General features: G+C 65.8%; 25 protein-coding genes. 19 read left to right on the top strand and 6 right to left on the bottom strand.

Annotated elements, in window-relative coordinates:
- Positions 1-148 precede the first annotated feature (148 nt).
- The 6 genes from AXYL_RS00075 (at position 149) to AXYL_RS00100 (ending at position 6,132) form a co-directional block, all read left to right on the top strand.
- A complete protein-coding gene (locus tag AXYL_RS00075; protein WP_013390778.1) occupies positions 149-835 on the top strand; it encodes a hydrolase in 687 nt (228 codons plus the stop codon).
- 116 nt (positions 836-951) lie between these two features.
- Positions 952-2,544: an MFS transporter gene (locus AXYL_RS00080; RefSeq protein WP_013390779.1), complete on the top strand. Its 1,593-nt coding sequence runs from the start codon at positions 952-954 to the stop codon at positions 2,542-2,544.
- A gap of 81 nt (positions 2,545-2,625) precedes the next feature.
- Positions 2,626-3,330, top strand: coding sequence for a pirin family protein (locus tag AXYL_RS00085; protein ID WP_013390780.1), 705 nt, complete (start codon positions 2,626-2,628; stop codon positions 3,328-3,330).
- 41 nt (positions 3,331-3,371) lie between these two features.
- The gene (locus AXYL_RS00090) at positions 3,372-3,635 is read left to right on the top strand and encodes a XapX domain-containing protein (RefSeq protein WP_013390781.1); all 264 of its coding nucleotides are present in this window, start codon (positions 3,372-3,374) and stop codon (positions 3,633-3,635) included.
- Between the two features lie 128 nt (positions 3,636-3,763).
- On the top strand, positions 3,764-5,650 hold the full coding sequence (locus tag AXYL_RS00095) for an amidohydrolase (protein WP_041652031.1): 1,887 nt from the start codon (positions 3,764-3,766) through the stop codon (positions 5,648-5,650).
- Between the two features lie 11 nt (positions 5,651-5,661).
- The gene (locus tag AXYL_RS00100) at positions 5,662-6,132 is read left to right on the top strand and encodes a DoxX family protein (RefSeq protein ID WP_013390783.1); all 471 of its coding nucleotides are present in this window, start codon (positions 5,662-5,664) and stop codon (positions 6,130-6,132) included.
- Positions 6,133-6,198: 66 nt separating this feature from the next.
- On the opposite strand, the gene AXYL_RS00105 is transcribed toward AXYL_RS00100, so the two are convergent.
- A complete protein-coding gene (locus tag AXYL_RS00105) occupies positions 6,199-7,323 on the bottom strand; it encodes a hypothetical protein (RefSeq protein ID WP_148260572.1) in 1,125 nt (374 codons plus the stop codon).
- A 436-nt stretch (positions 7,324-7,759) separates the two neighbouring features.
- On the opposite strand from AXYL_RS00105, the gene AXYL_RS00110 reads away from it, so the two are divergent.
- From AXYL_RS00110 to AXYL_RS00125, 4 genes are read left to right on the top strand one after another with little or no spacing between them, the layout of a single operon-like run.
- Positions 7,760-8,611 (top strand): transporter substrate-binding domain-containing protein, encoded by an 852-nt coding sequence (locus AXYL_RS00110; protein WP_013390785.1) that lies wholly within the window; start codon positions 7,760-7,762, stop codon positions 8,609-8,611.
- Between the two features lie 22 nt (positions 8,612-8,633).
- Complete coding sequence (locus AXYL_RS35395) at positions 8,634-10,142, top strand: amino acid ABC transporter permease/ATP-binding protein (protein ID WP_013390786.1); 1,509 nt, start codon at positions 8,634-8,636, stop codon at positions 10,140-10,142.
- Complete coding sequence (locus tag AXYL_RS00120; RefSeq protein ID WP_013390787.1) at positions 10,126-11,475, top strand: amidase; 1,350 nt, start codon at positions 10,126-10,128, stop codon at positions 11,473-11,475. Before AXYL_RS35395 ends, AXYL_RS00120 begins: the two co-directional genes overlap by 17 nt.
- 29 nt (positions 11,476-11,504) lie before the next feature.
- Complete coding sequence (locus tag AXYL_RS00125) at positions 11,505-11,906, top strand: ectoine synthase (protein WP_013390788.1); 402 nt, start codon at positions 11,505-11,507, stop codon at positions 11,904-11,906.
- Between the two features lie 18 nt (positions 11,907-11,924).
- Here AXYL_RS00125 and AXYL_RS00130 read toward each other — a convergent pair whose 3' ends face one another.
- The 3 genes from AXYL_RS00130 to AXYL_RS00140 form a co-directional block, all read right to left on the bottom strand.
- On the bottom strand, positions 11,925-12,599 hold the full coding sequence (locus AXYL_RS00130; protein ID WP_013390789.1) for a GntR family transcriptional regulator: 675 nt from the start codon (positions 12,597-12,599) through the stop codon (positions 11,925-11,927).
- 53 nt (positions 12,600-12,652) lie between these two features.
- Entirely contained in the window at positions 12,653-13,498 is an 846-nt protein-coding gene (locus tag AXYL_RS00135) for an urea carboxylase-associated family protein (protein ID WP_013390790.1), read from the bottom strand.
- A gap of 96 nt (positions 13,499-13,594) precedes the next feature.
- Positions 13,595-14,518 (bottom strand): LysR family transcriptional regulator, encoded by a 924-nt coding sequence (locus tag AXYL_RS00140; RefSeq protein ID WP_013390791.1) that lies wholly within the window; start codon positions 14,516-14,518, stop codon positions 13,595-13,597.
- A 164-nt stretch (positions 14,519-14,682) separates the two neighbouring features.
- On the opposite strand from AXYL_RS00140, the gene AXYL_RS00145 reads away from it, so the two are divergent.
- Positions 14,683-15,165 carry a VOC family protein gene (locus tag AXYL_RS00145; protein WP_013390792.1) on the top strand — a complete coding sequence of 161 codons (483 nt, stop codon included), beginning with the start codon at positions 14,683-14,685 and terminating at the stop codon, positions 15,163-15,165.
- 17 nt (positions 15,166-15,182) lie between these two features.
- Positions 15,183-15,857, top strand: coding sequence for a flavin reductase family protein (locus tag AXYL_RS00150; protein ID WP_013390793.1), 675 nt, complete (start codon positions 15,183-15,185; stop codon positions 15,855-15,857).
- Between the two features lie 18 nt (positions 15,858-15,875).
- Here AXYL_RS00150 and AXYL_RS00155 read toward each other — a convergent pair whose 3' ends face one another.
- A complete protein-coding gene (locus AXYL_RS00155; protein ID WP_013390794.1) occupies positions 15,876-16,808 on the bottom strand; it encodes a LysR substrate-binding domain-containing protein in 933 nt (310 codons plus the stop codon).
- Between the two features lie 171 nt (positions 16,809-16,979).
- Here AXYL_RS00155 and AXYL_RS00160 point away from each other — a divergent pair, with 171 nt between their 5' ends.
- The 6 genes from AXYL_RS00160 (at position 16,980) to AXYL_RS00185 (ending at position 22,231) form a co-directional block, all read left to right on the top strand.
- Positions 16,980-17,891 carry an amino acid ABC transporter substrate-binding protein gene (locus AXYL_RS00160; protein ID WP_013390795.1) on the top strand — a complete coding sequence of 304 codons (912 nt, stop codon included), beginning with the start codon at positions 16,980-16,982 and terminating at the stop codon, positions 17,889-17,891.
- Between the two features lie 93 nt (positions 17,892-17,984).
- Positions 17,985-18,731: an amino acid ABC transporter permease gene (locus AXYL_RS00165; protein WP_041654658.1), complete on the top strand. Its 747-nt coding sequence runs from the start codon at positions 17,985-17,987 to the stop codon at positions 18,729-18,731.
- A gap of 9 nt (positions 18,732-18,740) precedes the next feature.
- The gene (locus AXYL_RS00170; protein WP_013390797.1) at positions 18,741-19,430 is read left to right on the top strand and encodes an amino acid ABC transporter permease; all 690 of its coding nucleotides are present in this window, start codon (positions 18,741-18,743) and stop codon (positions 19,428-19,430) included.
- Positions 19,431-19,487: 57 nt separating this feature from the next.
- Positions 19,488-20,222 (top strand): amino acid ABC transporter ATP-binding protein, encoded by a 735-nt coding sequence (locus tag AXYL_RS00175; protein WP_041652034.1) that lies wholly within the window; start codon positions 19,488-19,490, stop codon positions 20,220-20,222.
- Between the two features lie 5 nt (positions 20,223-20,227).
- Positions 20,228-21,283 (top strand): threonine aldolase family protein, encoded by a 1,056-nt coding sequence (locus AXYL_RS00180; protein ID WP_013390799.1) that lies wholly within the window; start codon positions 20,228-20,230, stop codon positions 21,281-21,283.
- Positions 21,284-21,325: 42 nt separating this feature from the next.
- Positions 21,326-22,231, top strand: a complete 906-nt coding sequence (locus AXYL_RS00185; protein WP_013390800.1) for an O-acetylserine/cysteine exporter — start codon at positions 21,326-21,328, stop codon at positions 22,229-22,231.
- A gap of 78 nt (positions 22,232-22,309) precedes the next feature.
- On the opposite strand, the gene AXYL_RS00190 is transcribed toward AXYL_RS00185, so the two are convergent.
- Positions 22,310-22,606, bottom strand: coding sequence for an acylphosphatase (locus AXYL_RS00190; RefSeq protein ID WP_013390801.1), 297 nt, complete (start codon positions 22,604-22,606; stop codon positions 22,310-22,312).
- Positions 22,607-22,765: 159 nt separating this feature from the next.
- On the opposite strand from AXYL_RS00190, the gene AXYL_RS00195 reads away from it, so the two are divergent.
- A complete protein-coding gene (locus AXYL_RS00195) occupies positions 22,766-23,662 on the top strand; it encodes a phytanoyl-CoA dioxygenase family protein (protein WP_013390802.1) in 897 nt (298 codons plus the stop codon).
- Positions 23,663-23,829: the final 167 nt, after the last annotated feature.

The following is a 23,829-nucleotide window of genomic DNA, read 5'->3' on the forward strand; positions in this document are numbered from 1 at the left end:
ATGCATATACCGGCTGACGAGATGCACGGCCTGCTTCCAGCAGCGCTTCCGTCACCGACTAGCCGGCGCGAACCAGGATGGTTTGCCAGCAGCACCGAATTCTTTCCCCCCGCCCCATTTGATCGTTTTCCTGAAAGAGAGCCCTGCCATGTCCGCCAACAAGTACCTTGAAGTCCTGACCCCGCAGAACAGCCAGATCATCTTCATCGATCAGCAGCCGCAGATGGCGTTCGGCGTCCAATCCATCGACCGACAGACCTTGAAGAACAACGTGGTGGGCCTGGCCAAGGCCGCGCGCACCTTCAATATCCCGACCACCATCACCACCGTCGAAACCGACAGCTTCTCTGGCAACACCTATCCCGAATTGCTGGCCGTGTTCCCCGAGCACAAGATCCTGGAGCGCACCTCCATGAACTCCTGGGACGACCAGAACGTGCGCGATGCGCTGGCCGCCAATGGCCGCAAGAAAGTCATCGTCGCCGGCTTGTGGACGGAGGTTTGCAACACCACTTTCGCGCTGTGCGCCATGCTGGAGGGCGAGTACGAAATCTATATGGTGGCTGATGCTTCGGGCGGCACCTCGGTGGACGCGCACAAGTACGCCATGGACCGCATGGTGCAGGCCGGCGTGGTGCCGGTGACCTGGCAGCAGGTGCTGCTGGAATGGCAGCGCGACTGGGCCCGCAAGGAAACCTATGACGCCGTCACCGCCATCGTCAAGGAACATTCGGGCGCTTACGGCATGGGCATCGATTACGCGGTCACCCACGTCCACAAGCTGGCTGAGCGCGTCCAGCACGGCGAACGCATCGGCCCCAACCCCGCCAAGTAAACCGCAAGCCGGGTCGACCAGACAGATTCTGGCCGGCCCGGCATTCTGCTTTTGAACACGGCGGGCGGCGGGACTTGCGGGTCCGTATGCTGCCTGGCGCGATCCAGGAGAGTCCCATGCCAGACCAGAAGAGCAACGCGACGCGCGGCACCTTCGCGCCCTTGCGCCAGTCCGTGTTCGCCGTCCTGTGGGCCGCGACGGTGCTGGGCAATATAGGAAGCTTCATGCGGGACGTGGCCAGCTCCTGGCTGGTGACCGACCTGTCGGCCAGCCCGACCGCGGTGGCGCTGATCCAGACGGCCGCGACCTTGCCGATTTTCCTGCTGGCGATTCCGGCCGGCGTGCTTTCCGACATTCTGGATCGCCGCCGCTTCCTGATATTCGTGCAGCTGCTGCTGGCCTCGGTAAGCGGCACGTTGCTGCTGCTGTCGCACTTCGGCGCGCTGACCGTCGATTACCTGATCGCGCTGACCTTTGTCGGCGGTATCGGCGCGGCATTGATGGGGCCCACCTGGCAATCCATCGTGCCTGAACTGGTTCCCCGCGAGGAACTCAAGGGTGCTGTCGCGCTGAACTCGCTGGGCATCAACATCGCGCGCGCCATCGGTCCGGCGGCGGGCGGGTTGATCCTGGCCAGCTTCGGCGCGGCGGTCACGTATGGGCTGGACGTGCTGAGCTACGTGTTCGTCATCGCCGCCTTGCTGTGGTGGAAACGTCCGGTAGCCGTCGACAGCGGGCTGTCGGAGAACTTTTTCGGCGCGTTCCGCGCGGGCCTGCGCTATACGCGGGCCAGCAAGGAGCTGCATCGCGTACTGCTGCGCGCCGCCGTCTTTTTCCTGTTCGCCAGCGCGGTCTGGGCGCTGCTGCCCCTGGTGGCGCGACAGATGCTTGGAGGTACTGCCGGCTTCTACGGCGTGCTGCTGGGTGCGGTGGGCGCGGGCGCGATCATCGGCGCCCTGGTCATGCCCAAGCTCAGCGCCCGCCTGAATACGGACGGGCTGGTGTTGTTGGCTTCCGTGGCCAGCGCGGCGGTCATGGCGGGGCTGGTGTCTGCGCCGCCCCAATGGGTGGCCGTGCTGCTGCTGGTGGTGCTGGGCATGGGCTGGATTACCGCGCTTACCACGTTCAACGGCGTGGCCCAGGCCATCCTGCCCAACTGGGTGCGCGGCCGCGGGCTGGCCGTCTATCTGATGGTCTTCAACGGCGCGATGGCCGCCGGCAGCCTGGGCTGGGGTTTGGTGGCGCGGGAAATCGGCGTGCCCTATGCGTTGGCGGTCAGCGCCGCTGGCCTGGTGGTGGTGGCGCTGCTGTTCCATCGCGTGCGCCTGCCGATCGGCGAAGCGGATCTGCAGGCGTCGAATCACTGGCCGGAGCCGCTGCTCGCCGAGCCGGTCGCCAATGATCGCGGCCCGGTGCTGGTGCAGGTCGAATACCGCATCCGCCAGGAAGACCGGCCCGCCTTTCTCGACGCGATGAAGCGCCTGTCGCAAGAGCGCTTGCGCGACGGGGCCTATGCCTGGGGCGTGGTCGAGCATACCGGCGATCCGCAGCGGGTGGTCGAGTGGTTCTTCGTCGAATCCTGGGCCGAGCATTTGCGTCAGCATCATCGGGTGTCGCACGCCGACGCCGATCTGCAAGCCGAGGCGCTGCGCTTCCATATGGGGCCGGACAAGCCCGAGGTGCATCACTTCCTGGCCTTGAAGCACTGACGGGCAGCAGCGGGAGCCAGCTCATGAACCATACGACGCCTGCTGTCGCGCAGGCCGGCAACCGGAACGCGGAGGCGCGCCATGGTTGAGCGCCGTCCTCTTGCAAGCCTGGGGCATGCCCGTCGCGGCTGGCTTGACGTGAAGCACCATTTTTCTTTCGCCGCTTACCAGGATCCGGAGCGCATGAACTGGGGTGCGCTGCGCGCCTGGAACGACGAAACCATCGCGCCGGGCTCGGGCTTTCCGCCTTTGCTGCATGCGGACGTGGAAATCATCACCTGCGTGCGGCAAGGCGCGCTCACTCATGAAGATGATCTGGGCAACCGCGGACGCACGGGCGTCGGCGAGGTGCAGGTCATGAGCGCGGGCAGCGGAATGACGCACGCCGAATTCAACATGGAAGGCGGACCCGCGCAGGTGTTCGAGATCTGGATCGAGCCGGATCGCCGCGGCGCGCCGCCGAGTTGGGGCAGGAAGTCCTTTACGCGCGAAGCCTGCAAGGGCCGGTTCATCACGCTGGCCAGCGGCATGGACGGCGACGAAGACGCGCTGCCCATCCGCAGCGATGCGCGGGTGCTTGCGCTGGCGCTGAAGGCGGGCGAGGACGCCACCTATCGCTTTGCGCGCGGCGCGCGGCGCGGCTACCTGGTTGCCTCCAAGGGCAGATTGAAGGTCAACGGCGTGGAGATCGGGCTGGGCGACGGCGCCGCCATCCGCGACGAAACGGAGCTGCGCCTGACGGCCCTGGACGACGCGGAAATCCTCCTGGCCGACACGCACGCCTGAGCGGCATCCTTTTCCTATCCATCGACACAATGAGGACGCACATGAAGATCTATCTGCTTTCCCTGGGCGCCGGGCTGCTGGTCGGCGTGGTTTACAGCCTGCTGCAGGTCCGCTCGCCCGCCCCGCCCCTTGTAGCCCTGATCGGCTTGCTCGGCATATTGGTTGGCGAGCAGATCGTTCCAGTGGGCCGGCAACTGCTCAGTGGAACCGCCTTCGTCGCGGCCTGCGACAAGGAAAAGGCCGTCAGCCACGTGCTCGGCCAATTGCCCGGCCGCCATCAGGCTCAGGACAAGGAACACGGCTGAGCCGATTCCCGCATCAAAGGAGATATTGCATGCCTACACGCCGCGATCTCATCGGTGTTGCTTCCGCCCTGGCGCTCAACGGGATGTTGGGACGCCACGCCATCGCCAGTTCGAAAGGAGAACCCAATATGTCCAACGCTACGCCGGATGTCATTTTTCACAATGGCCGCATCACCACGCTGGATCGCAGCAAACCGCAGGCCAGCGCCGTCGCGATCAAGAACGGCCGGTTCGTGGCCGTCGGGACCGATGCCGAAATCATGCCGCTGGCGGGGGCAGGCACCCGCGTCGTCGATCTGAAGCGCCGCGCAGCCTTGCCTGGTCTGTACGACAACCATACCCACGTGGTGCGTGGCGGCCTCAACTACAACATGGAGCTGCGCTGGGACGGCGTGCGTACGCTGGCCGACGCCATGGCCATGCTGAAACGCCAGGTCGCCATCACGCCCGCGCCGCAATGGGTGCGGGTGGTGGGCGGCTTTACCGAGCACCAGTTCGCCGAGAAGCGATTGCCCACGATCGACGAGATCAACGCCATCGCGCCCGATACGCCGGTGTTCATCCTGCACCTGTATGACCGCGCATTGCTCAACGGCGCTGCGCTGCGTGCGGTGGGCTACACCAAGACCACGCCCAACCCGCCTGGCGGCGAGATCATGCGCGATGCCCAGGGCAACCCCACGGGGCTGCTGCTGGCCAAGCCCAATGCGACCATCCTGTATGCCACGCTGGCCAAGGGGCCCAAGCTGCCCTTCGACTATCAGGTCAATTCCACGCGCCACTTCATGCGTGAACTGAACCGCTTGGGCGTGACAGGCGTGATCGATGCAGGCGGCGGCTTCCAGAATTATCCGGACGACTACGCCGTCATCCAGAAACTGGCCGATGAAAACCAGATGACGGTGCGGCTGGCCTACAACCTCTTCACGCAAAAACCCAAGCAGGAAAAGGAAGACTTCCTCAACTGGACCTCCAGCGTGAAGTACAAGCAAGGCACGGACTACTTCCGCCACAACGGCGCGGGCGAAATGCTGGTGTTCTCGGCGGCCGACTTCGAGGACTTCCGCGTCGAGCGTCCGGACATGCCGCCGGAGATGGAAGGCGAGCTGGAAGAGGTCGTGCGCGTGCTGGTGCAGAACCAGTGGCCCTGGCGCTTGCACGCCACCTACGACGAGACCATCTCGCGCGCCCTGGACGTGTTCGAGAAAGTGCATCGCGACACGCCGCTGACCGGGCTGAACTGGTTCTTCGACCACGCCGAAACCATCTCCGACAAATCGATCGACCGTATCGCCGCGCTGGGCGGGGGCATCGCCGTGCAGCACCGCATGGCCTACCAGGGCGAGTACTTCATCGAACGCTACGGCGCGAAGGCCGCCGAAGCCACGCCGCCCGTCGCCAAGATCCTGCAGCGCGGCGTGAAGGTCTCGGCCGGCACAGATGCCACCCGCGTCGCGTCCTACAACCCCTGGGTGTCCTTGTCCTGGATGGTCACGGGCAAGACCGTGGGCGGCACCCGCCTCTACCCTGCGCGCAACTGCCTGGACCGCGAGACCGCGTTGCGCATGTGGACCGAGAACGTGGCCTGGTTCTCCAACGAGGAAGGCAAGCGCGGCCGCATCGAGCCCGGCCAGCTGGCCGACTTCATCGTGCCGGACAAGGACTATTTCAGCTGCACGGAGGACGAGATCTCCTTCCTGACCTCGGACCTGACCGTGGTGGGCGGCCGCGTGGTCTACGGCGCGGGCGAATTCGGTCCGCTGGACGACAATCCGCTGCCGCCCGCCATGCCCGACTGGTCGCCTACCCGGCTGTTCGGCGGCTACGGCGCCTGGGGCGATCCGCAGGGCGCCGGCCGCAACTCGCTGGGCTATCGCAACATGGCGGCCTGCGCGTGCGCCAGCTCTTGCGGCCTGCATGGGCATGACCATGCCCGCGCGTGGGCATCGAATGCGCCCAGTTCGGACCTGCAGGGCTTCTTCGGCGCGTTGGGCTGCTCTTGCTGGGCCGTTTGAGGGGACCCGCCATGAGTACGCTCTTTCAATGGGAACGGCGGCTGGCCGATATGGCCCGCCCGCTGTTCGGTGCGTCGATGGTCCGGTTCCTGGCCTATCTGGGCCTGTGTGCCGCCTACCTGCAGGGCGGGCTGGTGAAGCTGTTCGACTTTCCCGGTGCGGTGCGCGAGATGGCGCATTTCGGGCTGTCGCCCGAGCCCTTGTTCGCGGCGCTGGTGATTGCGCTGGAACTGGTCGCTTCCCTCATGATCCTGACGGGCCGGCTGCGATGGCTGGGCGCGCTGGCGCTGGCAGCCTTCACGCTGGTGGCGACCGGGATCGCGTTGCGCTTCTGGGAGATGCCGCTGGGACAGGAACGCTTCATGGCGGCCAACTCGTTCTTCGAGCACTTGGGGTTGGCGGGCGGGTTGCTGCTGGTGGCGTGGTTGGATCTCAGGGAGACCAAGTTTGGCGGGGCGACGTCCTGGGGGCAGGCAACATAGCCTATCTTGTCGGGCGGACCAAGGTCTGCGTAACTGGCACACCGGGGGCATGCCGCAGCCATAGGGCTACTTGCCGGCGTTGCGCGAACAATCCCGGTACTTGGCGCGGGCCGCGTCGGTCGCGACCCGGTCGCGGTCCTGGCGCGCGGCCAGCACTTCCGTCTGCAGCGCCTCGCGGCAGGCTTGAAGCTTCGCGTTGCGCTCGTCCTCGCGGGCCTTGCGTGCATCCAATTTCTGGCGTGCCGCGGCGTTTCTGTCTTGAATCGCCTGCGCTTCGATGGGATCCAGGGGAATCGAATTTCTTTGTGCGCGGGCGTCGCGAGCCATTTCGGGCGTGATGACCGCCTTGATTGGCGAGGCCTCGATGGCGCGCGCCTGCTTGTCGTCCGGGGGACACTGATCGACCGCATGGTCTTTCAGCCGGGCAAGGCCGCCGGGATTCATCGCAAGCAGGATGGCAATGTCCTGCGGCGGCCGGCCCTGCCAGAAATAGAAAAGTGAAGTCTCTTCCTTGCGGCCCGCGTACATGCAGCGCAGGATATGATTTTCAGGCTTGCCCACCCGATGATCGAATCCCCGCATCATCGGCGTTTCGCCAAAAAACAGGCGCGCGGGTATCACGCTGCCGGGCTCGATCAGTTTGCGGGCCGCGCCGCTGCGCTGAGCTTCCCAGTCGTCGTACTCAGCCTGATCCCGCAGGCGCCGGTAGGTTTCGTACTCTTTCAGGCTGCCGCTGCTGGCCAGGGCGGCAGCGGCCTTGATCGGATCCGGGGTCATTCCTAGCCCGGCCCCGACGCTGAAGCCCACGGCGGAAGTCCAGCTGTTGAAGGCCTGTCTGGCGCTGGGCGGAATGCCGCCGTCGAGCGGGCGGCCATTGTTTCCGAGCGCCATGAGACTGGCCAAGCGCTGGGCCTGGTCCCCGCCGGCACTGATGCGCGGCCACGCAATCATCAGGTCCTTCTGGAACAGCAACTCGCCGAACTTGTCGCCGGCCGCGGCGCGATCCGCGGGAGCGGCGGCGAAGTATGCGCGCCGCGCTTCCCCGACCCGCGCCTCGAACTGCGCCATCTGCTGGCGCAGTTCGGCGTAGCCTTCGACGGCACGCTGGACATTCAGGGCCAAATAGTCGCGGGCTGAGGGCTGGCCGATCCAGATGACATCCTGTCCGAAAGCGCTGGCGGCCGCCAGCATGCCAATCAGGATCAGGAGCCAGCGCGGCCGGCGCCAGACCCTCGGATCCGCTTTCCTGCAGACATATGCAGGTTCAGGATGGTGCATGGGCAAGCTCTCCGGATGTAGTCCGGCGCAGGGTGTCCGGATAGCAGATGCAGCCTTTCTTGGCGGTGGAGTGCGAAGAACTATAGGTGAACGGCCTGGTGGCGTCTGTCCTCTCTTTGGATGGCATGGCGGTCCGCAGGCCGTGCATATGGCCAGATCCGAACCCGATGGCTGACAGCGCGAAGTTCACCGCATCCGGCGAAAGCGCTAGGGAAAATACCCATATCCGCTATCTCCTCGTTGCCGGAAAATCGCAAAAATTGTTCAACAATCCTGGCGCGAAAATACCTCGGGGTATAGGGCAGACCCAATCTGGCCGCGGCTTTCAGGGCGTTCCATAGGGGAAAGCATGTTCACTCAGATTCTGGTGGCGTCGCGTCTCGGCGTCGCTCACGCACTGGGCGCGTTCATGTTGTGCACGGCAGCTCCCATGGCGTTTGGCGCCGCCACCATCAAGGCGGACAGCCTCACGGTCGGGTCCGACCTCACCTACCCGCCCTATGCCTACATGGATGGTGGCAAGCCCGCCGGATTCGACGCGGATTTTTCCCGGCTGCTGGCCTCCAAGCTGTCGCTCGCGCCGGTGTTCGTCGACACGCGCTTTCCCGACCTGATCCTGGGCATGCGGGCGCGCCGCTTCGATACCGTCGCGTCGGCCCTTTATGTCACGCCCGAGCGCACCAAGCTGATCGATTTCATCCCGTACCTGAAGACGGGTGCTTCGCTGCTGGTGCTGGCTTCCAGCCAGTACGCACCCACGGGGCCGGAGGCGCTGTGCGGCAAGCGGGTGGCGTCGATCAAGGGGGCATCATGGACGCCCAAGCTGCAGAAGGTCTCGCGCGAGACTTGCCAGCCCAAGGGCCAGGGCGAGATCAAGGTGCTGGAGTTTCCGACCTCTCCCGAGGCGATGATGGCGCTGCGCTCGCAGGCGGCGGACGCGATGATCGAGGATGCGGCGGTGGTGCACGGCATGCTGGCGCAGTCCAAGGACAGCTTGAAAGTGACCTCCACCTCTCTGCTCTATCCGATCGTGATCGGGCTGGGGATCAACAAGGAATCGAAAGAACTGCAGAGCGCGCTGAACGGTGCGCTGCAGCGGGCCCGCGATAGCGGCGAGTACCAGGCGCTGCTGGCCCGCTACGGGTTGGAGGAGCCGTCCGCCGCCGAAGTCCAGGCCGCTCTGGCAGGCCCGGCGCGATAAGGCCGCGAGGGAAGCCGCAACCATGCATTTCGATTGGGATTACGCCGTCAGCCTGCTTTGGGACACCGACTTCTGGAAAGCGTGTTGGGTGGTGGTGAAGCTAAGCACGGCAACGTGGGTGATAGGCGTGGCGGCGGGTTTCCTGCTGGCGCTGGGCAAGCAGGCGAAGAACCCCTTCGTCAGCCGCCTGGCGGGTCTGTACATCTGGTTCTTCCGCAGCTTGCCTCTGTTGGTGCTGCTGGTGTTCATCTACAACCTGCCGCAGGTGTTCCCCGCGGCGGGCGCGCTGTTGTCGGACCCGTTCTACGCCGGCCTGACCGCCCTGGTCGTAAGCGAAACGGCCTTTATCGCCGAGATCCATCGCGGCGGCATCCTGGGCGTGCCGCGCGGTCAGATCGAGGCCGGACGGGCGCTGGGCATACGCTATGCCGGCATCCAACGCATGATCGTGATTCCGCAGGCATTGCGGATCGCGCTGCCCGCCCTGAGCAACGAGTTCATCACGATCGCCAAGCTGACCTCGCTGGTGTCGGTGATCTCGCTGGCCGAGATCCTGCTGGTCGGACAACGCCTGTACACGCAGAACTTCCTGGTGTTCGAGACCATGTTGGCGGTAGCGCTGTACTACGTGCTGATCGTCACACTGTTCGACAAGCTGCTGGGCTGGCTGGAGTCGCATATGAACATCCTGCGGCGCGCGCCCAAGCCCCTGGCCCTGGACGAATCGGCGCGGCGCGAGATCCAGGAAGGACAGTCCGGACCGGCGCTGACCGCCGCCGGCGACGCGCCCGCGCTGGAAGTGCGGCAGGCCCGCAAGCGCTTCGGCGACCATGAAGTGCTCAAGGGCATAGACCTGACGGTCAAGGCCGGGGAAGTCATCAGCATCATCGGTCCGTCCGGTTCGGGCAAGACCTCATTGATACGCACGTTGAACGGCCTGGAGACGCTGGACGGCGGCGAGGTGCTGTTGCATGGCAAACCCTTCCTGGGATCGCCGGGGACCGGCGCGCAGGCGGGACCTGGCGACCGCATCCTTGATATCGGCATGGTGTTCCAGAGCTTCAACCTGTTTCCGCACAAGACCGTGCTGCAAAACGTGATGCTGGCCCCGGAGTACCACGGTCGCGGCAGCGCCGGCGTATTGCGCCGCGAAGCCCTGGTCCTGCTCAACAAAGTGGGCATGCTGGATCACGCGCACAAGTATCCGCATCAACTGTCCGGCGGTCAGCAGCAACGCGTGGCGATCGCCCGCGCGCTGGCCATGCGCCCTTCCATCATGCTGTTCGACGAGCCGACGTCGGCGCTGGATCCGGAACTGGTGGCCGAAGTGCTCAAAGTCGTGGAAACGCTGGCGCGCGAAGGCATGACGATGTTGATCGTGACACACGAGATGGGGTTCGCATTCAAGGTGTCTGATCGCGTGGTGTTCATGGAGACCGGCCGCGTCCTGCTGGATGCGCCGCCGGCCGATGTGCTGGCCAGCGAGGACCCGCGCGTCAAGGATTTCCTGAGCCATGTCCATGTCTCCTGAGCGTTGCGACATATCCCTGCGCGCGGTGTCGACCTGCCTGGAGCGGGCGTCGGCGGACCCTGTTAGCGCGGCTCTCGCTCTGGTGGCGCGCCGCGACGAGGACGCGCTGGCCGAGGCACGGGCGCGGGATGCCTTGCGCGCAATAGCGCCGGATGACGAGCCGCTGGCCGGCATGGTATTGGGCGTGAAGGCTTGCTTCGACGTGCGCGGCTGGACGACGCACGCGGGTTCGCAGGTGCTGGCCGACGCGCCCGCCGCCAGGCGGGACGCTGCGTTGGTCCAAGCGCTGCGGCGCGCCGGCGCAGTGCTGCTGGCGCAGAACAATATGACCGAGTTTGCCTACGGCGCGCTGGGGCTGAATGCACGCTTCGGCACGCCGCTATCGCCGCTGATGGCCGACGTGCCTCGTGTCGCGGGCGGCTCCAGCAGCGGCGGCGCGGTGGCGGTGGCACAGGGCATGGTGAGCCTGGCTCTGGCCTCGGATACGAGCGGATCGGCCAGGATTCCGGCCGCGTTCTGCGGCGTCGCCGGATTCAAGCCGTCTCGCGGCCGCTATGAGGACGCGGGCATGATGTATCTGTCGCCCACCTTCGATGTGCCCGGCATCATCGCCGCGGACGCCGCGCAGTGCCTGCTTGTGGATAAGGTGCTGGCGCCCTGGGATGCGGCCATGCCGGCGCCGGGCGTTCAAGGCGCGACGCCGCTGGCGAGCAAGGTGTTCGTGGTGCCGGACCACGTGGAGGATCTGTTGGAACCCGAAGTCAGGCGCGCCTTCGCCGCATGGCTGGAATGCCTGATGGATGCGGGCGCCGCGCTGCGCCGCGAATCCATGCCTTGCCTGGCGCTGGCCGGCAAGGTAGCGCGTGACGGCGGCATCATCGCGGCTGACGCGTATGCCCTGCATGCGTCCTGCTTGGCGGCGGACGCAGCCCGCTACGATCCCCGCGTGGGGCCGCGCATGCTATTGGGAGCGCAGGTGCCGGCGCATGCCTATATCGCGGCACAACGCCGGCTGGCCGACTTGCGGCGGGAGTACGACCGCGCCATCGCGGGCGCGGATGCGGTACTGACGCCGACAGTGCCCATGCTGCCTCCGCCGGTCGCGCAGCTGGACGACGACGACAGCTATCTGCGCGAGAACGGCCGGGCATTCAGCCTGACGGAATTCGCCAATCGCCTGGACCTGCCCAGCATTTCCATACCGGGCCATCGGGCCGCGAAACAAGCGGTGGGGCTGATGGCGACCGGCTTGCGCGGCGGTGACCGAGCCTTGCTGCTGGCCGCCGCGCAGATCGAAGATGCGCTCGGATCGGCCTCGCGCCGCCAGCATTGATTTTTTCCACCCATTCGCGGATCTCATCCATGATAGTTATCCACAGCGACGACCTGACCGACACTGAACGCCACGCCCGGGGACCGGGCTGGGAGAGCAAGCGCATCATCATCAAGCGTGACGGCATCGGGTATTCGGTGCACGAAACCCGAGTTTTCGAAGGCGCCGAGCTGCACCTGCATTACAAGCATCACTACGAGGCGAACTACTGCATGGAAGGCGAAGGCGAGGTGTTGGACGTCGCCACGGGCGCGACGCACGCCATACGGCCCGGCACCCTCTACGCGCTGGACAAGAACGACCAGCATGTACTGCGGGCCGTGAAGGGAGACCTGCGCCTGGTCTGCGTCTTCAATCCGCCTTTGAGCGGGCAGGAGACACACCGTGCGGACGGCAGCTATGCCGAACCTGAAGCGCAGGCGCGCGCATAGACGGCGCGCCCAGCAGCCCTATTTGGCCTGCTGCTTAAGGCGGGTCAGCACGGCCATCAGCGTGCGTTCGGAATCGTCGAGATAGTCTGTGAGGGCTTGTGCGGCCAGGTCGCGCCGGCCCTGCACCAGCAGGCCGTGGATGCGGCGCTCGCGCTCGATCCAATCGGGTGTCTGGATCAGGCTTTCGTCGACCTCGGACGCGAACACCAGGCGCAGCTGCGCACAGAGCGTAAGAAAGAACTCGTCCAGCAGGCGGCTGCCCAGCTGCGCGACGATATGCTGGTGCACTTGCAGGCTCAGCGTGCCGACATTGCGCCATTTCTTCTTGGACAGCGCGCGCTCCGCCGCGTCGATGGCCGCGAGCATCTTGTCCAGCAAGGCGGGCTGCAACGGCAGGCTGCCGGCGATGGCCTGCAGCTCCAGGGCACGGCGCGCCGCGTAGATCTCGCGCAGATCCTTGCGTTCCATGCGGCGGACCACGACTCCCTTGTGGCGGATGAACGTGGCCAGCCCTTCACGGCCCAGCTGATGCAGGACTTCGCGAATCGTGTTGCGCGATGCGCCATAGTCAGCGGCCAGATCGACTTCGACCAGTTGCGTGCCGGGGGGCAGCTTGCCTTCCATGATGTCGTCGCGCAGCTGATGGCTGATGCGTTCGGCGATCGAGATTCCGCTGTCGCGTTCGGCGGGCATGATGGCATGGGCTCCTGGCAAGGCGCCGCGGCGTGGCCGGGCGCCTGTTGTTGTTATTTCCACTCGACCTTTTCAGGGTGCAGTCCGTGGACGCCCTTATACGGTGAAACCTCGGGCGGTGTCCAGCCTTGCAGCAGGGCCGGATCCAGCGCATAGACCTCCACGCCCAGGGGGCGGCACACGTCGATGGGATCGCGCGCATCGGGGCCCCACATCGGCACGGACAGGTCGCCGCCGGGGCAGGTGGACAAGGCGCAGAGCAGGTCCATTTCGGCGAAGAACTCCAGATAGTCGCCCGGCTTGGCTGGACATGCCTTCATGAAGTACTTGTCGTCGTCGTTCAGCCCTGTGACCTGGAACACGTTGAGAACATCGTGGACATCGAATTCCGTCAGGCCGTGCGGCGCCACGGCGCGGGTCAGGTTGGAATGGCAATGGAAGTGGAAGTCCTCGCCGCTGAGCAGCTTGTTGACGTAGGGATCGCAGCGCGTGCCCAGTAGATCGTGCACCCGTCCGCCGTCGCTGTCCGTGCCGTAGCCGGCCAGCGTGTCATCGGTGATCGTGACCATGGGGCGCAGGTACGGCAGCGTGGACCAGATGCGGTCGTGGGTGCTCACATGCGCCTGTTGCAGCTGGCGGGTGCGGGAGGCCCACATGCGTTCGCGCGGATTGTGCAGGTTCCACATATTGAAGTCCGCCACTTGCGGGCCTTCCAGCGTGACGATACGGAAAACGTGGCCGGCCGGAACCTTCCAGGCGAAGCCGCTGCGGATGGGAACGACGTGCGTTTCAAGCAGCTTGCGCTGCGCCGGGTCGGCGATGAGCGTCCGGTAGAAATCCCGGTCCACATTCAATACCGAACCCTTGCTCACCTGGTACGCCGCGGGGTAATTCGACATGGCCTGCCTCCTGGAAACGCTCCTGGATCCAACGCCAGGATTGTTGAACAATTGTGGGGCAGTATACAGGAGAGGAAAAGGCCTGGAGCCCTATTTTTACAGGGTCGGGGAAGCTTCCGCAGGCGTACCGCAGACCTGCTTGATCGTCTGCCTTAGCCAGCGGTGTGCCGGGTCGCTGTCCAGCCGAGGCGGCCAGGCCTGCACCACCGTGACCGGGCGCATGGACACCGGCACTTCGAAGGCGCGCAGCTTCAGGCCCAGGCGCTCGACGCCGGGCATCAGGTTCTGGGGCATCGACGGCAGCACCAGGTCGGAATCGGCCAGGGCGAAGATCGCGGCGTGGAAGGTGGGCGTGATCAGCGTGACGTGGCGCGCCAACCCGAGTTCTTCCAGGGTGTCGTCTATAGGTCCTTGCGCGCGTCCCCGACGTGAGACGCTGACGTGGTCGTAGGCGCAAAAGCGCTGCGGGGTGATGGGCGCCTTGAAGATCGGGTGTTCATTGCGCGCCAGACCGCAGAAGGCGGTAGTGAACAGGGTCTGCACCTTGATATCGGCGCCGAACTTCTGCGAGGAACCGATATAGAGATCGGCATCGCCGCTGAGCGCGTCGGCGTCGTGATTGCCTTCGGAGACGAAACGCAGCACGGCGCGCGGCGCATAGCGGCGCAAGTGTTCGCGCAGCCGGCCGCCGTAGCCGCCCACGAACACGTCGTTGGCGCGCAAGGTGAAGACACGGGTCAAGGTCGCCAGATTGACGTCTTCGCCGAAGGCCGTGAAGACGGCCTGCGCTTGATCGATCACGTGGCGCACCTGTTCATGCAGGGCCAGCGCGCGGGGCGTGGGCGCCAGGCCCCGGCCGGAACGCACCAGCACGGGGTCGCCGACGGCTTCCCGGATGCGTGCCAGGCTGCGGCTCATGGCGGGAGTGCTCAGGTTCAGCCGGCGCGCCGCGCCGACGACGCTGCCTTCCTGGATCAGCACGTCCAGGGTCAATAGCAGATTCAGGTCTAGCGGTTTCATGCGTCCAAGCATAGCGCGGCGGACAAACCCGGCGGGCGTTCCAGGGTTGCGTCTGGTGCACTTCTCGATTGCTCGGGACGGCATTCCCCGGCGTTCGGACCGGGACCAACATTCCAGCCTTGGCCGCGCGTGGGCGCAGGCCGATGAAAACCAAGGAGAGACAAATGGCGCTGGAAGTTCTGGAGCTGCATCATCACGCCGTGCGCATGCCGCTGGACAAGGTCGCGGCCATGGGCGCGTTTTATGGACACGTGCTGGGGCTGGACACGGACCGTGGCCGTTGGGAGATTCCGGGCATCGCCGGGTACTTCCTGGACATGGGCAACGACTGCCAGATCCATCTGCTGGGCAGCGACGGGCCGTCGCCCTATTCCCAAGGCCCGGGCTGTGATCCTGTGGAAAACCATGTGGCGCTGGCGGTGCGCGATATCGCGGCGGCCGAGGCGGAACTGCAGCGCCTGGCCGTGGACTACTGGAAGCTGGACAACGTGGCGGCGCCCGAACTCATGCAGCTGTTCCTGCGCGACCCGGTCGGCAACCTGATTGAGCTGCATCAGATCGGCCGCTGCCGCTGCAAGCGCAGCGACCGCGCCTTCGCCGACGCGAAGGCCGCGCAAGGCGCCGCGCCGTCGCAGGGCCGGGACTGAGGGGCTGGGGATAAGCCATGTTCATCGATCTGAATGACCTGGCGGGCCCGGCGCGCTACAAGCTGCTGACCGCGGCGATCGTGCCGCGGCCCATTGCCTGGATCGTGTCGCGTGACGCCGCAGGGACGACGAACGTGGCGCCGTTCTCGTTTTTCAACCTGATGTCGGGCGATCCGCCGCTGATCTGCGTCGGCATCGGCGTGCGCGGCGATGCGCCCAAGGACACCGCGCGCAACATCGCCGAGCGTGGCGAGTTCACGGTCAGCCTGGTGTCCGCGCCGCAGGCCGGGCGGATGAATGTGACCGCGGTGGATTTTCCGGCGGGCGTGGACGAGTCCCGGGAAGCCGGCCTGGAGCTGTCGCCATCGCGGCGCATCGAGGTGCCCTGGGTGGCGCAATCGCCGGTGGCGTTCGAGTGCCGGGTGCATGAGCTGATGCGCATCGACCGCCGCAGCCTGATCGTGGCGCAAGTGGCGGCCATGCACGTGCGAGACGACGTGGTGGCGGACCGGGAGCATCTGTATCTGGATGGCCCGGCGATGGATCTGCTGGCGCGGTTGCACAACCCGGGCTGGTATTGCAGGCCGCAGGCGGCCTTCCAGATGCCCCAGCTGACGCTGGCGCAGTGGGAGGCGTTGAAGCAGTCGGGCGAGGCCGAGCGGTATCTGGAGCAAGGCGCCGGAGAGCGCTGATGGAACCAGCGCGCGGCGTCACCGCCCCGTCCGCGCCTTCAGATCCCCCATCTCCTCTAGCATGAGCTGGTGCGCATAGCGTGAGAACACGCTGACCAGCCGCGTGCGCGTGTGGTACGGCGGGTAAAGCAGCGCCACCGTCACCGGCACGGCGGGACTGAAGGGGCGGATCTCGACATTGTGGGCGGCGTACTCCTCGCGCGCGGCCAGCGGGTTGATGAGGGCCACGCCCAGGCCCGCGCCGACCAGGGCGCAGATGGACGAGCCCAGGCCGGCCTCGGCCACGGTCTGGCGTTCGACCTTGGCCGTCCTGAACACCGCGTCGATCTTTTCGCGCAGCGGCGTGCCGCTGGTGAAGGCCACGAACGGCTCGCCGGCGAAGTCCGCGGGCTTGAGTTTTTTCAGTTTGGCCAGGCGATGGCCTTTGGGCACCACCGCTACGCAGCTCATCGTCAGCACGGGTTCGACCTGGATGCCGGGGGAGTCTCCCGACAGCATGGCCAGCCCGGTGTCGCAGAACCCTGAACTGATCCAGTTGTGCACCGTGCTGGCGTTGCCGGAATGGATGGACACCATCACGTCCGGGTATTCCGTCTTGAAGGCGGCGACGATGCGCGCCAACAGGCCGCCGGCCAGCCGCGGCATGGCGGCCACGCTCAGGCGGCTGGCGCTGAACGAGCGGATGCTGGCCGCGGCTGACTCCAGTCCGGCCAGGCCGATGAAGGTCTTCTCCACTTCCTGGAAGAAGCGCGAGCCGTCCTGCGTCGGGCTCAGGCGGCTGCCGTTGCGGTCGAACAAGGCGAACTGGGTAATGGCTTCCAATTGCGCAATTAAGCGGCTAACGTGCGGCTGCGAGGTGTGCACGCGGCGCGCGGCGGCGGTCATTGAGCCGGTCATCATGACGGCGCGGAACGCCTCGATGTGCCTCAGGCCCATCCGTGGAATGGCCATGTCAAATCCGTATAGAGGAATACTTGATTGGAACTGGATAAAACCATACCGCTAGTTGATACTTTTCGCCAGCCGCGGGGCTCATCGCGGGACGAGGCGGCTGTCAGCCTGGCTGGCGCCGTCGATCGTGAACATAAGCATGCGCCGCTCGAACGGCGCCAAGGGAATCAGATGAAAGCACTTGCTGCGATCTCCGCCGCCGTGGCCCTCTTGGGTGGTGCGGCCTCCGCCCACGCCGAAGGCCCCAGCCGCCTGGACAAGATCAAGGAAACCGGCGTGATCACGCTGGGCCACCCGGAGACCTCGGTCCCCTTCGCCTATCTCGACGGCAACCAGAAGCCGATCGGCTACACGGTGGAGATCTGCCAGGAAGTCGCCCAGTACGTGAAGGCCGCCCTGAAGCTGCCCAAGCTCGAGGTGCGCTACAACCCGACGACGTCGGCCACGCGCATTCCGCTGCTGGCCAATGGCACCATCGACCTGGAATGCGGCAACACCACCAATAACCTCGAACGCCACAAGCTGGTGTCGTTCGCGCCCACGACCTTCGTGGCGCAGGTGGTGCTGGTGGCGCGCAAGGACGGCGGCGTGGATCCCAACAACCTGGAGTCCTTCCGCGGCAAGTCCATCGCCGCGCAGGCCGGCGGCCAGACCTTCCGGCTGATCTCGCAGCTGAACGCCAAGGGCAACCTGGGCATCACCATGGCGCCGACCAAGGACACCGCCGAAACCATCCTGATGGTGGAATCAGGCCGCGCCGCGGGCTCGGCCAATGACGACGGCATCGCCTATGGCGCGGTGGCTTCGTCGAAGAATCCGGACGCCTTCGTGATCGGCACCAAGGGCCTGGAAATGGCGCCTTACGGCATCATGGAGCCCAAGGATGATCCGGCCTTCAAGAAGGTGGTGGACGATGCCGTGCGCGACTTGATCAAGACGGGCAAGGTCGCCGCGATCTACGACAAGTACTTCAATTCGCCGATCCCGCCCAAGCAGATCAACCTGAAGTACCCGATGAGCGATGCGCTCAAGCGCGCGCTGGCCAATCCGACCGATTCCGGCGATCCCAAGGCGTACGAGTAAGCAGGCTGCGCGCGGGACGCCTAGCGTCCCGCGGCTTGCGTGCAAGGATGCCGGCCGCCAGGCGCGGTGGGCATCGCCATCAAGGGACGGGGCATGAATTACAACTGGAGCTGGAGCGTCTTCCTGGATATGTCGCCGGACGGCGTGCATACCTTTCTGCAGACGATCTTCATCGGCGTGGGCTGGACCCTGGCGCTGGCCCTGACGGCGTGGGTGTTCTCGCTGTTGCTGGGGTCGGTGCTGGGCGTGATGCGCACCGCCAGTTCGCGCCTGATGAATGCGCTGGGCGCGACCTATGTGGAGGTCTTCCGCAACATCCCGCTGCTGGTGCAGATGTTCCTGTGGTATTTCGTGCTGCCCGAGCTGCTGCCGCATGCCTGGGGTCTGGCCATGAAGCAGATGCCGCAGCCCTGGGGCCAGTTCGTGCCCGCGGTGCTGTGCCTGGGGTTCTATGGATCGGCGCGCGTGGCCGAGCAGCTGCGCGCGGGCATACAGTCGCTGCCGCGCGGCCAGTTCCAGGCGGGCACCGCGCTGGGCCTGACCGAGGCGCAGGTGTACCGCTACGTCATCCTGCCGGAAGCGTTCCGCATCGTGCTGCCGCCCCTGACTTCCGAGTTCATGGGCACCATCAAGTATTCGTCGGTGGCGCTGACGATAGGACTTTTGGAACTGACCGGCCAGGCGCGTTCGATGGCGGAATTCAGCTTCCACATCTTCGAGGCGTTTTCTGCTGCCACGGTGATCTACCTGATCATCAATGGCATTGTGGTGCTGGGCATGCGCATGCTTGAACGCCACGTAGCCGTGCCCGGGCTGATCGGTTCGGCGAAAAGGCCCTAGGACGACGCCATGGGCAAATTCGATTTCGATGTGATCTGGGCGGCGCTGCCCTATCTGTTCAAGACGGGCATGACATTCACGCTGACGCTGACCGCGCTGGCGGGCGTGATGGGCCTGGCGTTGGGCACGCTGCTGGCGATGATGCGGCTGTCGCGCTTCAAGATACTGTCGGTGCCAGCGGGCATCTACGTCAACGTGATGCGTTCGATTCCGCTCTTGCTGGTGATCTTCTGGTTCTATTTCCTGGTGCCGTACATTGCCGCCTGGGTGGTGGGGTCGCCCACGCCGCTGCGCGTGGGGGCGTTCAATTCGGCGGTGATCACCTTCACCTTGTTCGAGGCCGCGTACTTCTGCGAAATCATGCGCGCGGGCATACAGTCGATCGCGCGCGGGCAGGTGTCGGCCAGCATGGCGCTGGGCCTCAACCACTGGCAGGGCATGCGCTACGTGGTGCTGCCGCAGGCCTTCCGCAACATGCTGCCGGCGTTGCTGACGCGCATCATCATCCTGTTCCAGGACACCTCGCTGGTGTATGTGCTGTCCTTGACCGACTTCCTCGGCGCGGCGGCCAAGATCGGCCAGCGCGACGGCCGGTTGGTGGAGCTCTATCTGTTCGTGGCGGTGGTGTATTTCGTGATCTGCTTCACGGCGTCCCGCCTGGTCAAGCTGCTGGAAAAGCGCACGCGAGTGCTGCGCTAGCGCAGCCCTTCCAGTTATCCACAGGTTCCAACAATGCAACTCTCTTCCCAGCCCCCGATGATAGCGATCAAGCAGGTCAGCAAGTGGTACGGCGACTTCCAGGTACTGGACGATTGCTCCACCACCGTGGGCCGTGGCGAGGTCGTGGTGGTTTGCGGGCCGTCTGGCTCGGGCAAGTCCACGCTGATCAAGACCGTGAATGCGCTGGAGCCCTTCCAGAAGGGCGAGATCCAGGTCAACGGCATTTCGGTGGGCGATCCGCGCACCAACCTGCCCAAGCTGCGCGCGGTGGCCGGCATGGTGTTCCAGCACTTCGAACTGTTCCCGCACCTGTCGGTGACGGAGAACTTGTGCCTGGGCCAGCTCAAGGTGCTCAAGCGCGGCAAGGACGAAGCCCGCCAGCGTGCGCTGGCCCTGCTGGAGCGCGTGGGCCTGTCGGCGCACAAGGACAAGCACCCCGGCGAACTGTCGGGCGGCCAGCAGCAGCGCGTGGCGATAGCGCGCGCGCTGTCGATGGACCCGGTGGTCATGCTGTTCGACGAACCGACCTCGGCGTTGGATCCGGAGATGGTCAACGAGGTCTTGGACGTGATGACCGACCTGGCCGCCGAAGGCATGACGATGATGGTGGTGACCCATGAAATGGGGTTTGCCCGCCGCGTCGCCGACCGTGTGATTTTCATGGACGGCGGCAAGATCGTGGAAGACTGCGACAAGGAGCAGTTCTTTGGCGACGTGGAGGAGCGTGCGCCGCGCACGCGCCAGTTTCTTTCCAAAATCCTGCAGCACTGATAGCCATGACCCAGACCCACCCCGCCGCCACCCGCGCACCCGTCGACCTGCGCAGCGACACGGTCACCCATCCCACCGCGGCCATGTACGAACGCATGCGTACCGCGCCCATCGGCGATGACGGCCTGGACGGCGACCCCACCGTGCGCGAGCTCGAGGCATACGTGGCCACGCAATTGGGCAAGGAAGCCGGGCTGTTCGTGCCCAGCTGCACCATGGCCAACCTGTTGGCGGTGTTGGCGCAGACGCAGCGCAATGAACAGGTGGTGCTGGAGTCGGCCGCCCATATGTACACGTCCGAACGCGGCGCCGCCACGTTCACCGGGTCGTTCTACCTGGGCGTGCGTGGTTCTGATGGCGCCATGGACCTGAACCGCCTGGAGGAAGCCTTGCTGTCCGGCGGCCACAGGTTGAAGACGGCGCTGGTGACGATGGAGACCTCGCACAACAATGCCGCCGGGGCGGTGCTGCCGCTGGACCACATGCAGGCGGTGCTCGGTCTGGCGCGTGCGGCGGGCGCGCCCGTGCACCTGGATGGCGCGCGCCTGTACAACGCCGCCGTGGCGCTGGGCGTGGCGGCGGGCGAGATCGCCCGCCATGCCGACACGGTGTCCCTGTGCTTGTCCAAGGGCTTGAGCGCGCCGGTTGGCGCGGTGCTGGTCGGCAGCCAGCCTGTCATGGCCCGCGCGCGCGTGCTGCGCCGCATGTTGGGCGGAACGCAACGCCAGTCGGGCATCATGGCCGCGGCCGGCCTGGAAGGCGTGCAGGCAATGAGCGGGCGGCTGGCCGAGGACCACGTCCGCGCGCGCCGCCTGAGCGCCGGCATCAACCGCCTGGGGCGGACGATCTCGGCCACTGAACCGCAGACCAACATCGTGCAGGTAGAGACGGCCGGGACCGGCATGAGCAATACCGAGTGGGTCGCGGCGCTGCAGGCCGCGGGCCTGCTGGTGCGCCCCTGGGGCCGCACGCGGTTGCGCTGCGTGACCCACCGCCACATCGGCGACGCCGACATCGACGCGGCCGTGCGGGCTTTCGAAACGGTGCTGAACGCCGGCTGATCTGCTCCGTTTCGGGGGGCCTGCGCGATGCGATAATGCCGCATGACCACGACCCATCTTTCCCGAAAAGACTATCTCTGCGCACTGGCGGTCGTGGTCATCTGGGGTACCAACTTCGTCGCCATGAAAGTCGGCATGCGGGGTCTTTCCCCCATGCTGCTGGGCGCGCTGAGATTCGCGCTGGCGGCCTTCCCCCTGATTCTCTTCGTACGCGCGCCGCGCCTGCCTTGGCGCTGGGTGGCGGCCTATGGGCTGGTGCAGGGCCTGGGCCAGTTCGGGCTGCTCTTCACCGCCTTGAAGTTCGGCATGCCGGCCGGCATGGCGTCGCTGGTGATCCAGACGCAGGCGTTCTTCACGCTGCTGCTGGCCGCGCCGCTCCTGCATGAGCGCGCGCAGCGCCATCACTGGATCGGGCTGGGCGTGGCGGCGCTGGGGCTGGCGGTCATCGCTGGCGGCCGCGGCGAAGGACCGGGCCAGATGACCATGGTGGGCTTTGCGCTGACGCTGGGCGGCGCGTTCATGTGGGCCGTGTCCAACATCATCGTGCGGCTGGCCAGCCGCAAGGCGCCCGGCTACGACCCGTTTGCCTTCATCGCCTGGAGCAGTGCCGCGCCGGTGCTGCCTTTCCTGCTGCTGGCCGTGCTGATCGACGGCTGGGAGCCGGTGACCGGCATGATCCTGGGCATGGGCTGGGGGGAAATCCTGTCGGTGTTGTACCTGGCGGTGCTGGCCACCTTGGTGGCCTACACGCTATGGACGCAATTGCTGACGCGCCACGCCGCCGCCAAGATCGCGCCGTTCTCGCTGCTGGTTCCCGTGGTGGGGCTGTGGGCCGCGTCGATGGCCTTTGGCGAGCGGCTGGAGCCGCTGCAATGGCTGGGCGTGGCCTGCGTTCTGGCCGGCCTGCTTTTCAACCAGCTGGGCGGGCGCTGGCTGCGCACACGCTGATTCGGGCTGCCGAGAACCCTACCCCGCGCCGCCTCGCCCGTGCGGACTAAGCCGTAACGGCGAGCAGACCCGGCGGCCTCAGAGTTGCTCGAAACGGATGTAACGCTTATCGGTGTACTCCCGGCGGGTGGTGATCTCTTCCACGCTGGCGCCCGGGGGACCGCGCCGCAGCCATTCCAGCATGTGGTCGACCTGATCGGCGGTGCCTTGCACCAGGGCTTCGACCGTGCCGTTCGGCAGGTTCTGCACCCATCCCTTGGCGCCCAGCATGTGGGCGCGCCGCACCGTGGCGTGGCGGTAGCCCACGCCCTGCACGGTGCCGGTAATCGTGACGTGCACGGTCTCGATATGGGTATCGGCTTTAGGGTCTTGCATTGTTTCTCTCTTGGATGAGGCGCCGCGCTCGGCGATGTACGTAGACGGTAGTGACTACGGCGGATGGTCTATAGGCCCGGGGGTCGCCTGGCGATACGTTAGAGCTCATGTCAAAACGTGCCAACGGGAACACCGTTACCAGAGCTTGGAGAAGCCATTATGGAAGAGACCAGTTTGTTGTCGGAAGCTGAGACAGCGCGCTACAGGGAGCAAGGTTACCTGGCCCTGAACGACATGTGCCCGCAGGACGAGGTGGGTTACATCCGCAGGACGCTGCTCGACCTGTTTGCGAACAAGACCGGCTACAACGAGGGTGCGCAGTATGACTTTGTGAGCCGTGACGACCCGTCCAAACCTGCCAAGTTTCCCAGTTTGCACGATCCGCGCCATTATGCCCCGGGCCTCCTGAAGACCGAGTACCACGAGCGCACCCTGGAACTGGCGCGCCAGCTGTTGGGCCCCGAGGCCGCCCTGTACGGCGAGCACGCCCTGCTCAAGCCTGGCCCGCACGGACCGGAAACCCCGTGGCACCAGGACGAAGCGTTCCGCTCGCCGGACTTCATCTACAACGAACTCAGCATTTGGCTGGCGCTGCAGCCGGCTACGCTAGAAAACGGCTGCATGCAGTTCATCCCGGGCTCCAACCAGTGGGAAGTGCTGGAGCATCGTTCGCCGGGCGGCGACAAGACACTGCATCCGTTGGAATGCTGCGGCGATTTTGCGCGCGACCAGGCGGTGCCGGAACCGTTGGACCCGGGCGGCATCACGGTGCACGACGCTCGCACCCTGCACTTCACCGGACCCAATACCTCGCAGTCGCCGCGCCTGGCCTACATCCTGATCTACAACACGCCGCCGGTCTACAAGCCGGGACGCCGCGAGTTCCCGTGGCTGGAAGGCCGCTGGACCGACAGCCAGACCCGCAAGAAGCAGTGGCACAAGCGCGGCGGGCTGGCCGTGGACGTGATGCGCCGTTTGCCGGGCGCGCGGCTGACCAGCCCGCGCTGGGTGGCCTGGGCCACGATCCGGGCGGTGTCCAAAGTCTGGCCGCGATAACGGGGGCGCAGGGGCCGCAAGAGTCCCTGCGATAAGGGGGGCGAACGAGGCCGGCAAGCAACGCTTGCCGGCCTCGGCGCGTATACTGGGCGGCGTTGCGGGCCCTGGGGGGCCCGCGCAATCGCTGGAGCTGCCCGCAGCTGGCGGCCCGGCGTCTAACAATAACG

The organism is Achromobacter xylosoxidans A8 (genome assembly GCF_000165835.1).
Lineage (GTDB): Bacteria > Pseudomonadota > Gammaproteobacteria > Burkholderiales > Burkholderiaceae_B > Achromobacter > Achromobacter xylosoxidans_B.

What these genes read in the sequence shown, in the direction of transcription:
- AXYL_RS00075 (WP_013390778.1), top strand. Translation starts at nt 149, where the DNA reads ATGTCCGCCAACAAGTACCTTGAAGTCCTGACCCCGCAGAACAGCCAG.
- AXYL_RS00080 (WP_013390779.1), top strand. Translation starts at nt 952, where the DNA reads ATGCCAGACCAGAAGAGCAACGCGACGCGCGGCACCTTCGCGCCCTTG.
- AXYL_RS00085 (WP_013390780.1), top strand. Translation starts at nt 2,626, where the DNA reads ATGGTTGAGCGCCGTCCTCTTGCAAGCCTGGGGCATGCCCGTCGCGGC.
- AXYL_RS00090 (WP_013390781.1), top strand. Translation starts at nt 3,372, where the DNA reads ATGAAGATCTATCTGCTTTCCCTGGGCGCCGGGCTGCTGGTCGGCGTG.
- AXYL_RS00095 (WP_041652031.1), top strand. Translation starts at nt 3,764, where the DNA reads ATGTCCAACGCTACGCCGGATGTCATTTTTCACAATGGCCGCATCACC.
- AXYL_RS00100 (WP_013390783.1), top strand. Translation starts at nt 5,662, where the DNA reads ATGAGTACGCTCTTTCAATGGGAACGGCGGCTGGCCGATATGGCCCGC.
- AXYL_RS00105 (WP_148260572.1), bottom strand. Translation starts at nt 7,323, where the DNA reads ATGCTGGCGGCCGCCAGCGCTTTCGGACAGGATGTCATCTGGATCGGC.
- AXYL_RS00110 (WP_013390785.1), top strand. Translation starts at nt 7,760, where the DNA reads ATGTTCACTCAGATTCTGGTGGCGTCGCGTCTCGGCGTCGCTCACGCA.
- AXYL_RS35395 (WP_013390786.1), top strand. Translation starts at nt 8,634, where the DNA reads ATGCATTTCGATTGGGATTACGCCGTCAGCCTGCTTTGGGACACCGAC.
- AXYL_RS00120 (WP_013390787.1), top strand. Translation starts at nt 10,126, where the DNA reads ATGTCCATGTCTCCTGAGCGTTGCGACATATCCCTGCGCGCGGTGTCG.
- AXYL_RS00125 (WP_013390788.1), top strand. Translation starts at nt 11,505, where the DNA reads ATGATAGTTATCCACAGCGACGACCTGACCGACACTGAACGCCACGCC.
- AXYL_RS00130 (WP_013390789.1), bottom strand. Translation starts at nt 12,599, where the DNA reads ATGCCCGCCGAACGCGACAGCGGAATCTCGATCGCCGAACGCATCAGC.
- AXYL_RS00135 (WP_013390790.1), bottom strand. Translation starts at nt 13,498, where the DNA reads ATGTCGAATTACCCCGCGGCGTACCAGGTGAGCAAGGGTTCGGTATTG.
- AXYL_RS00140 (WP_013390791.1), bottom strand. Translation starts at nt 14,518, where the DNA reads ATGAAACCGCTAGACCTGAATCTGCTATTGACCCTGGACGTGCTGATC.
- AXYL_RS00145 (WP_013390792.1), top strand. Translation starts at nt 14,683, where the DNA reads ATGGCGCTGGAAGTTCTGGAGCTGCATCATCACGCCGTGCGCATGCCG.
- AXYL_RS00150 (WP_013390793.1), top strand. Translation starts at nt 15,183, where the DNA reads ATGTTCATCGATCTGAATGACCTGGCGGGCCCGGCGCGCTACAAGCTG.
- AXYL_RS00155 (WP_013390794.1), bottom strand. Translation starts at nt 16,808, where the DNA reads ATGGCCATTCCACGGATGGGCCTGAGGCACATCGAGGCGTTCCGCGCC.
- AXYL_RS00160 (WP_013390795.1), top strand. Translation starts at nt 16,980, where the DNA reads ATGAAAGCACTTGCTGCGATCTCCGCCGCCGTGGCCCTCTTGGGTGGT.
- AXYL_RS00165 (WP_041654658.1), top strand. Translation starts at nt 17,985, where the DNA reads ATGAATTACAACTGGAGCTGGAGCGTCTTCCTGGATATGTCGCCGGAC.
- AXYL_RS00170 (WP_013390797.1), top strand. Translation starts at nt 18,741, where the DNA reads ATGGGCAAATTCGATTTCGATGTGATCTGGGCGGCGCTGCCCTATCTG.
- AXYL_RS00175 (WP_041652034.1), top strand. Translation starts at nt 19,488, where the DNA reads ATGATAGCGATCAAGCAGGTCAGCAAGTGGTACGGCGACTTCCAGGTA.
- AXYL_RS00180 (WP_013390799.1), top strand. Translation starts at nt 20,228, where the DNA reads ATGACCCAGACCCACCCCGCCGCCACCCGCGCACCCGTCGACCTGCGC.
- AXYL_RS00185 (WP_013390800.1), top strand. Translation starts at nt 21,326, where the DNA reads ATGACCACGACCCATCTTTCCCGAAAAGACTATCTCTGCGCACTGGCG.
- AXYL_RS00190 (WP_013390801.1), bottom strand. Translation starts at nt 22,606, where the DNA reads ATGCAAGACCCTAAAGCCGATACCCATATCGAGACCGTGCACGTCACG.
- AXYL_RS00195 (WP_013390802.1), top strand. Translation starts at nt 22,766, where the DNA reads ATGGAAGAGACCAGTTTGTTGTCGGAAGCTGAGACAGCGCGCTACAGG.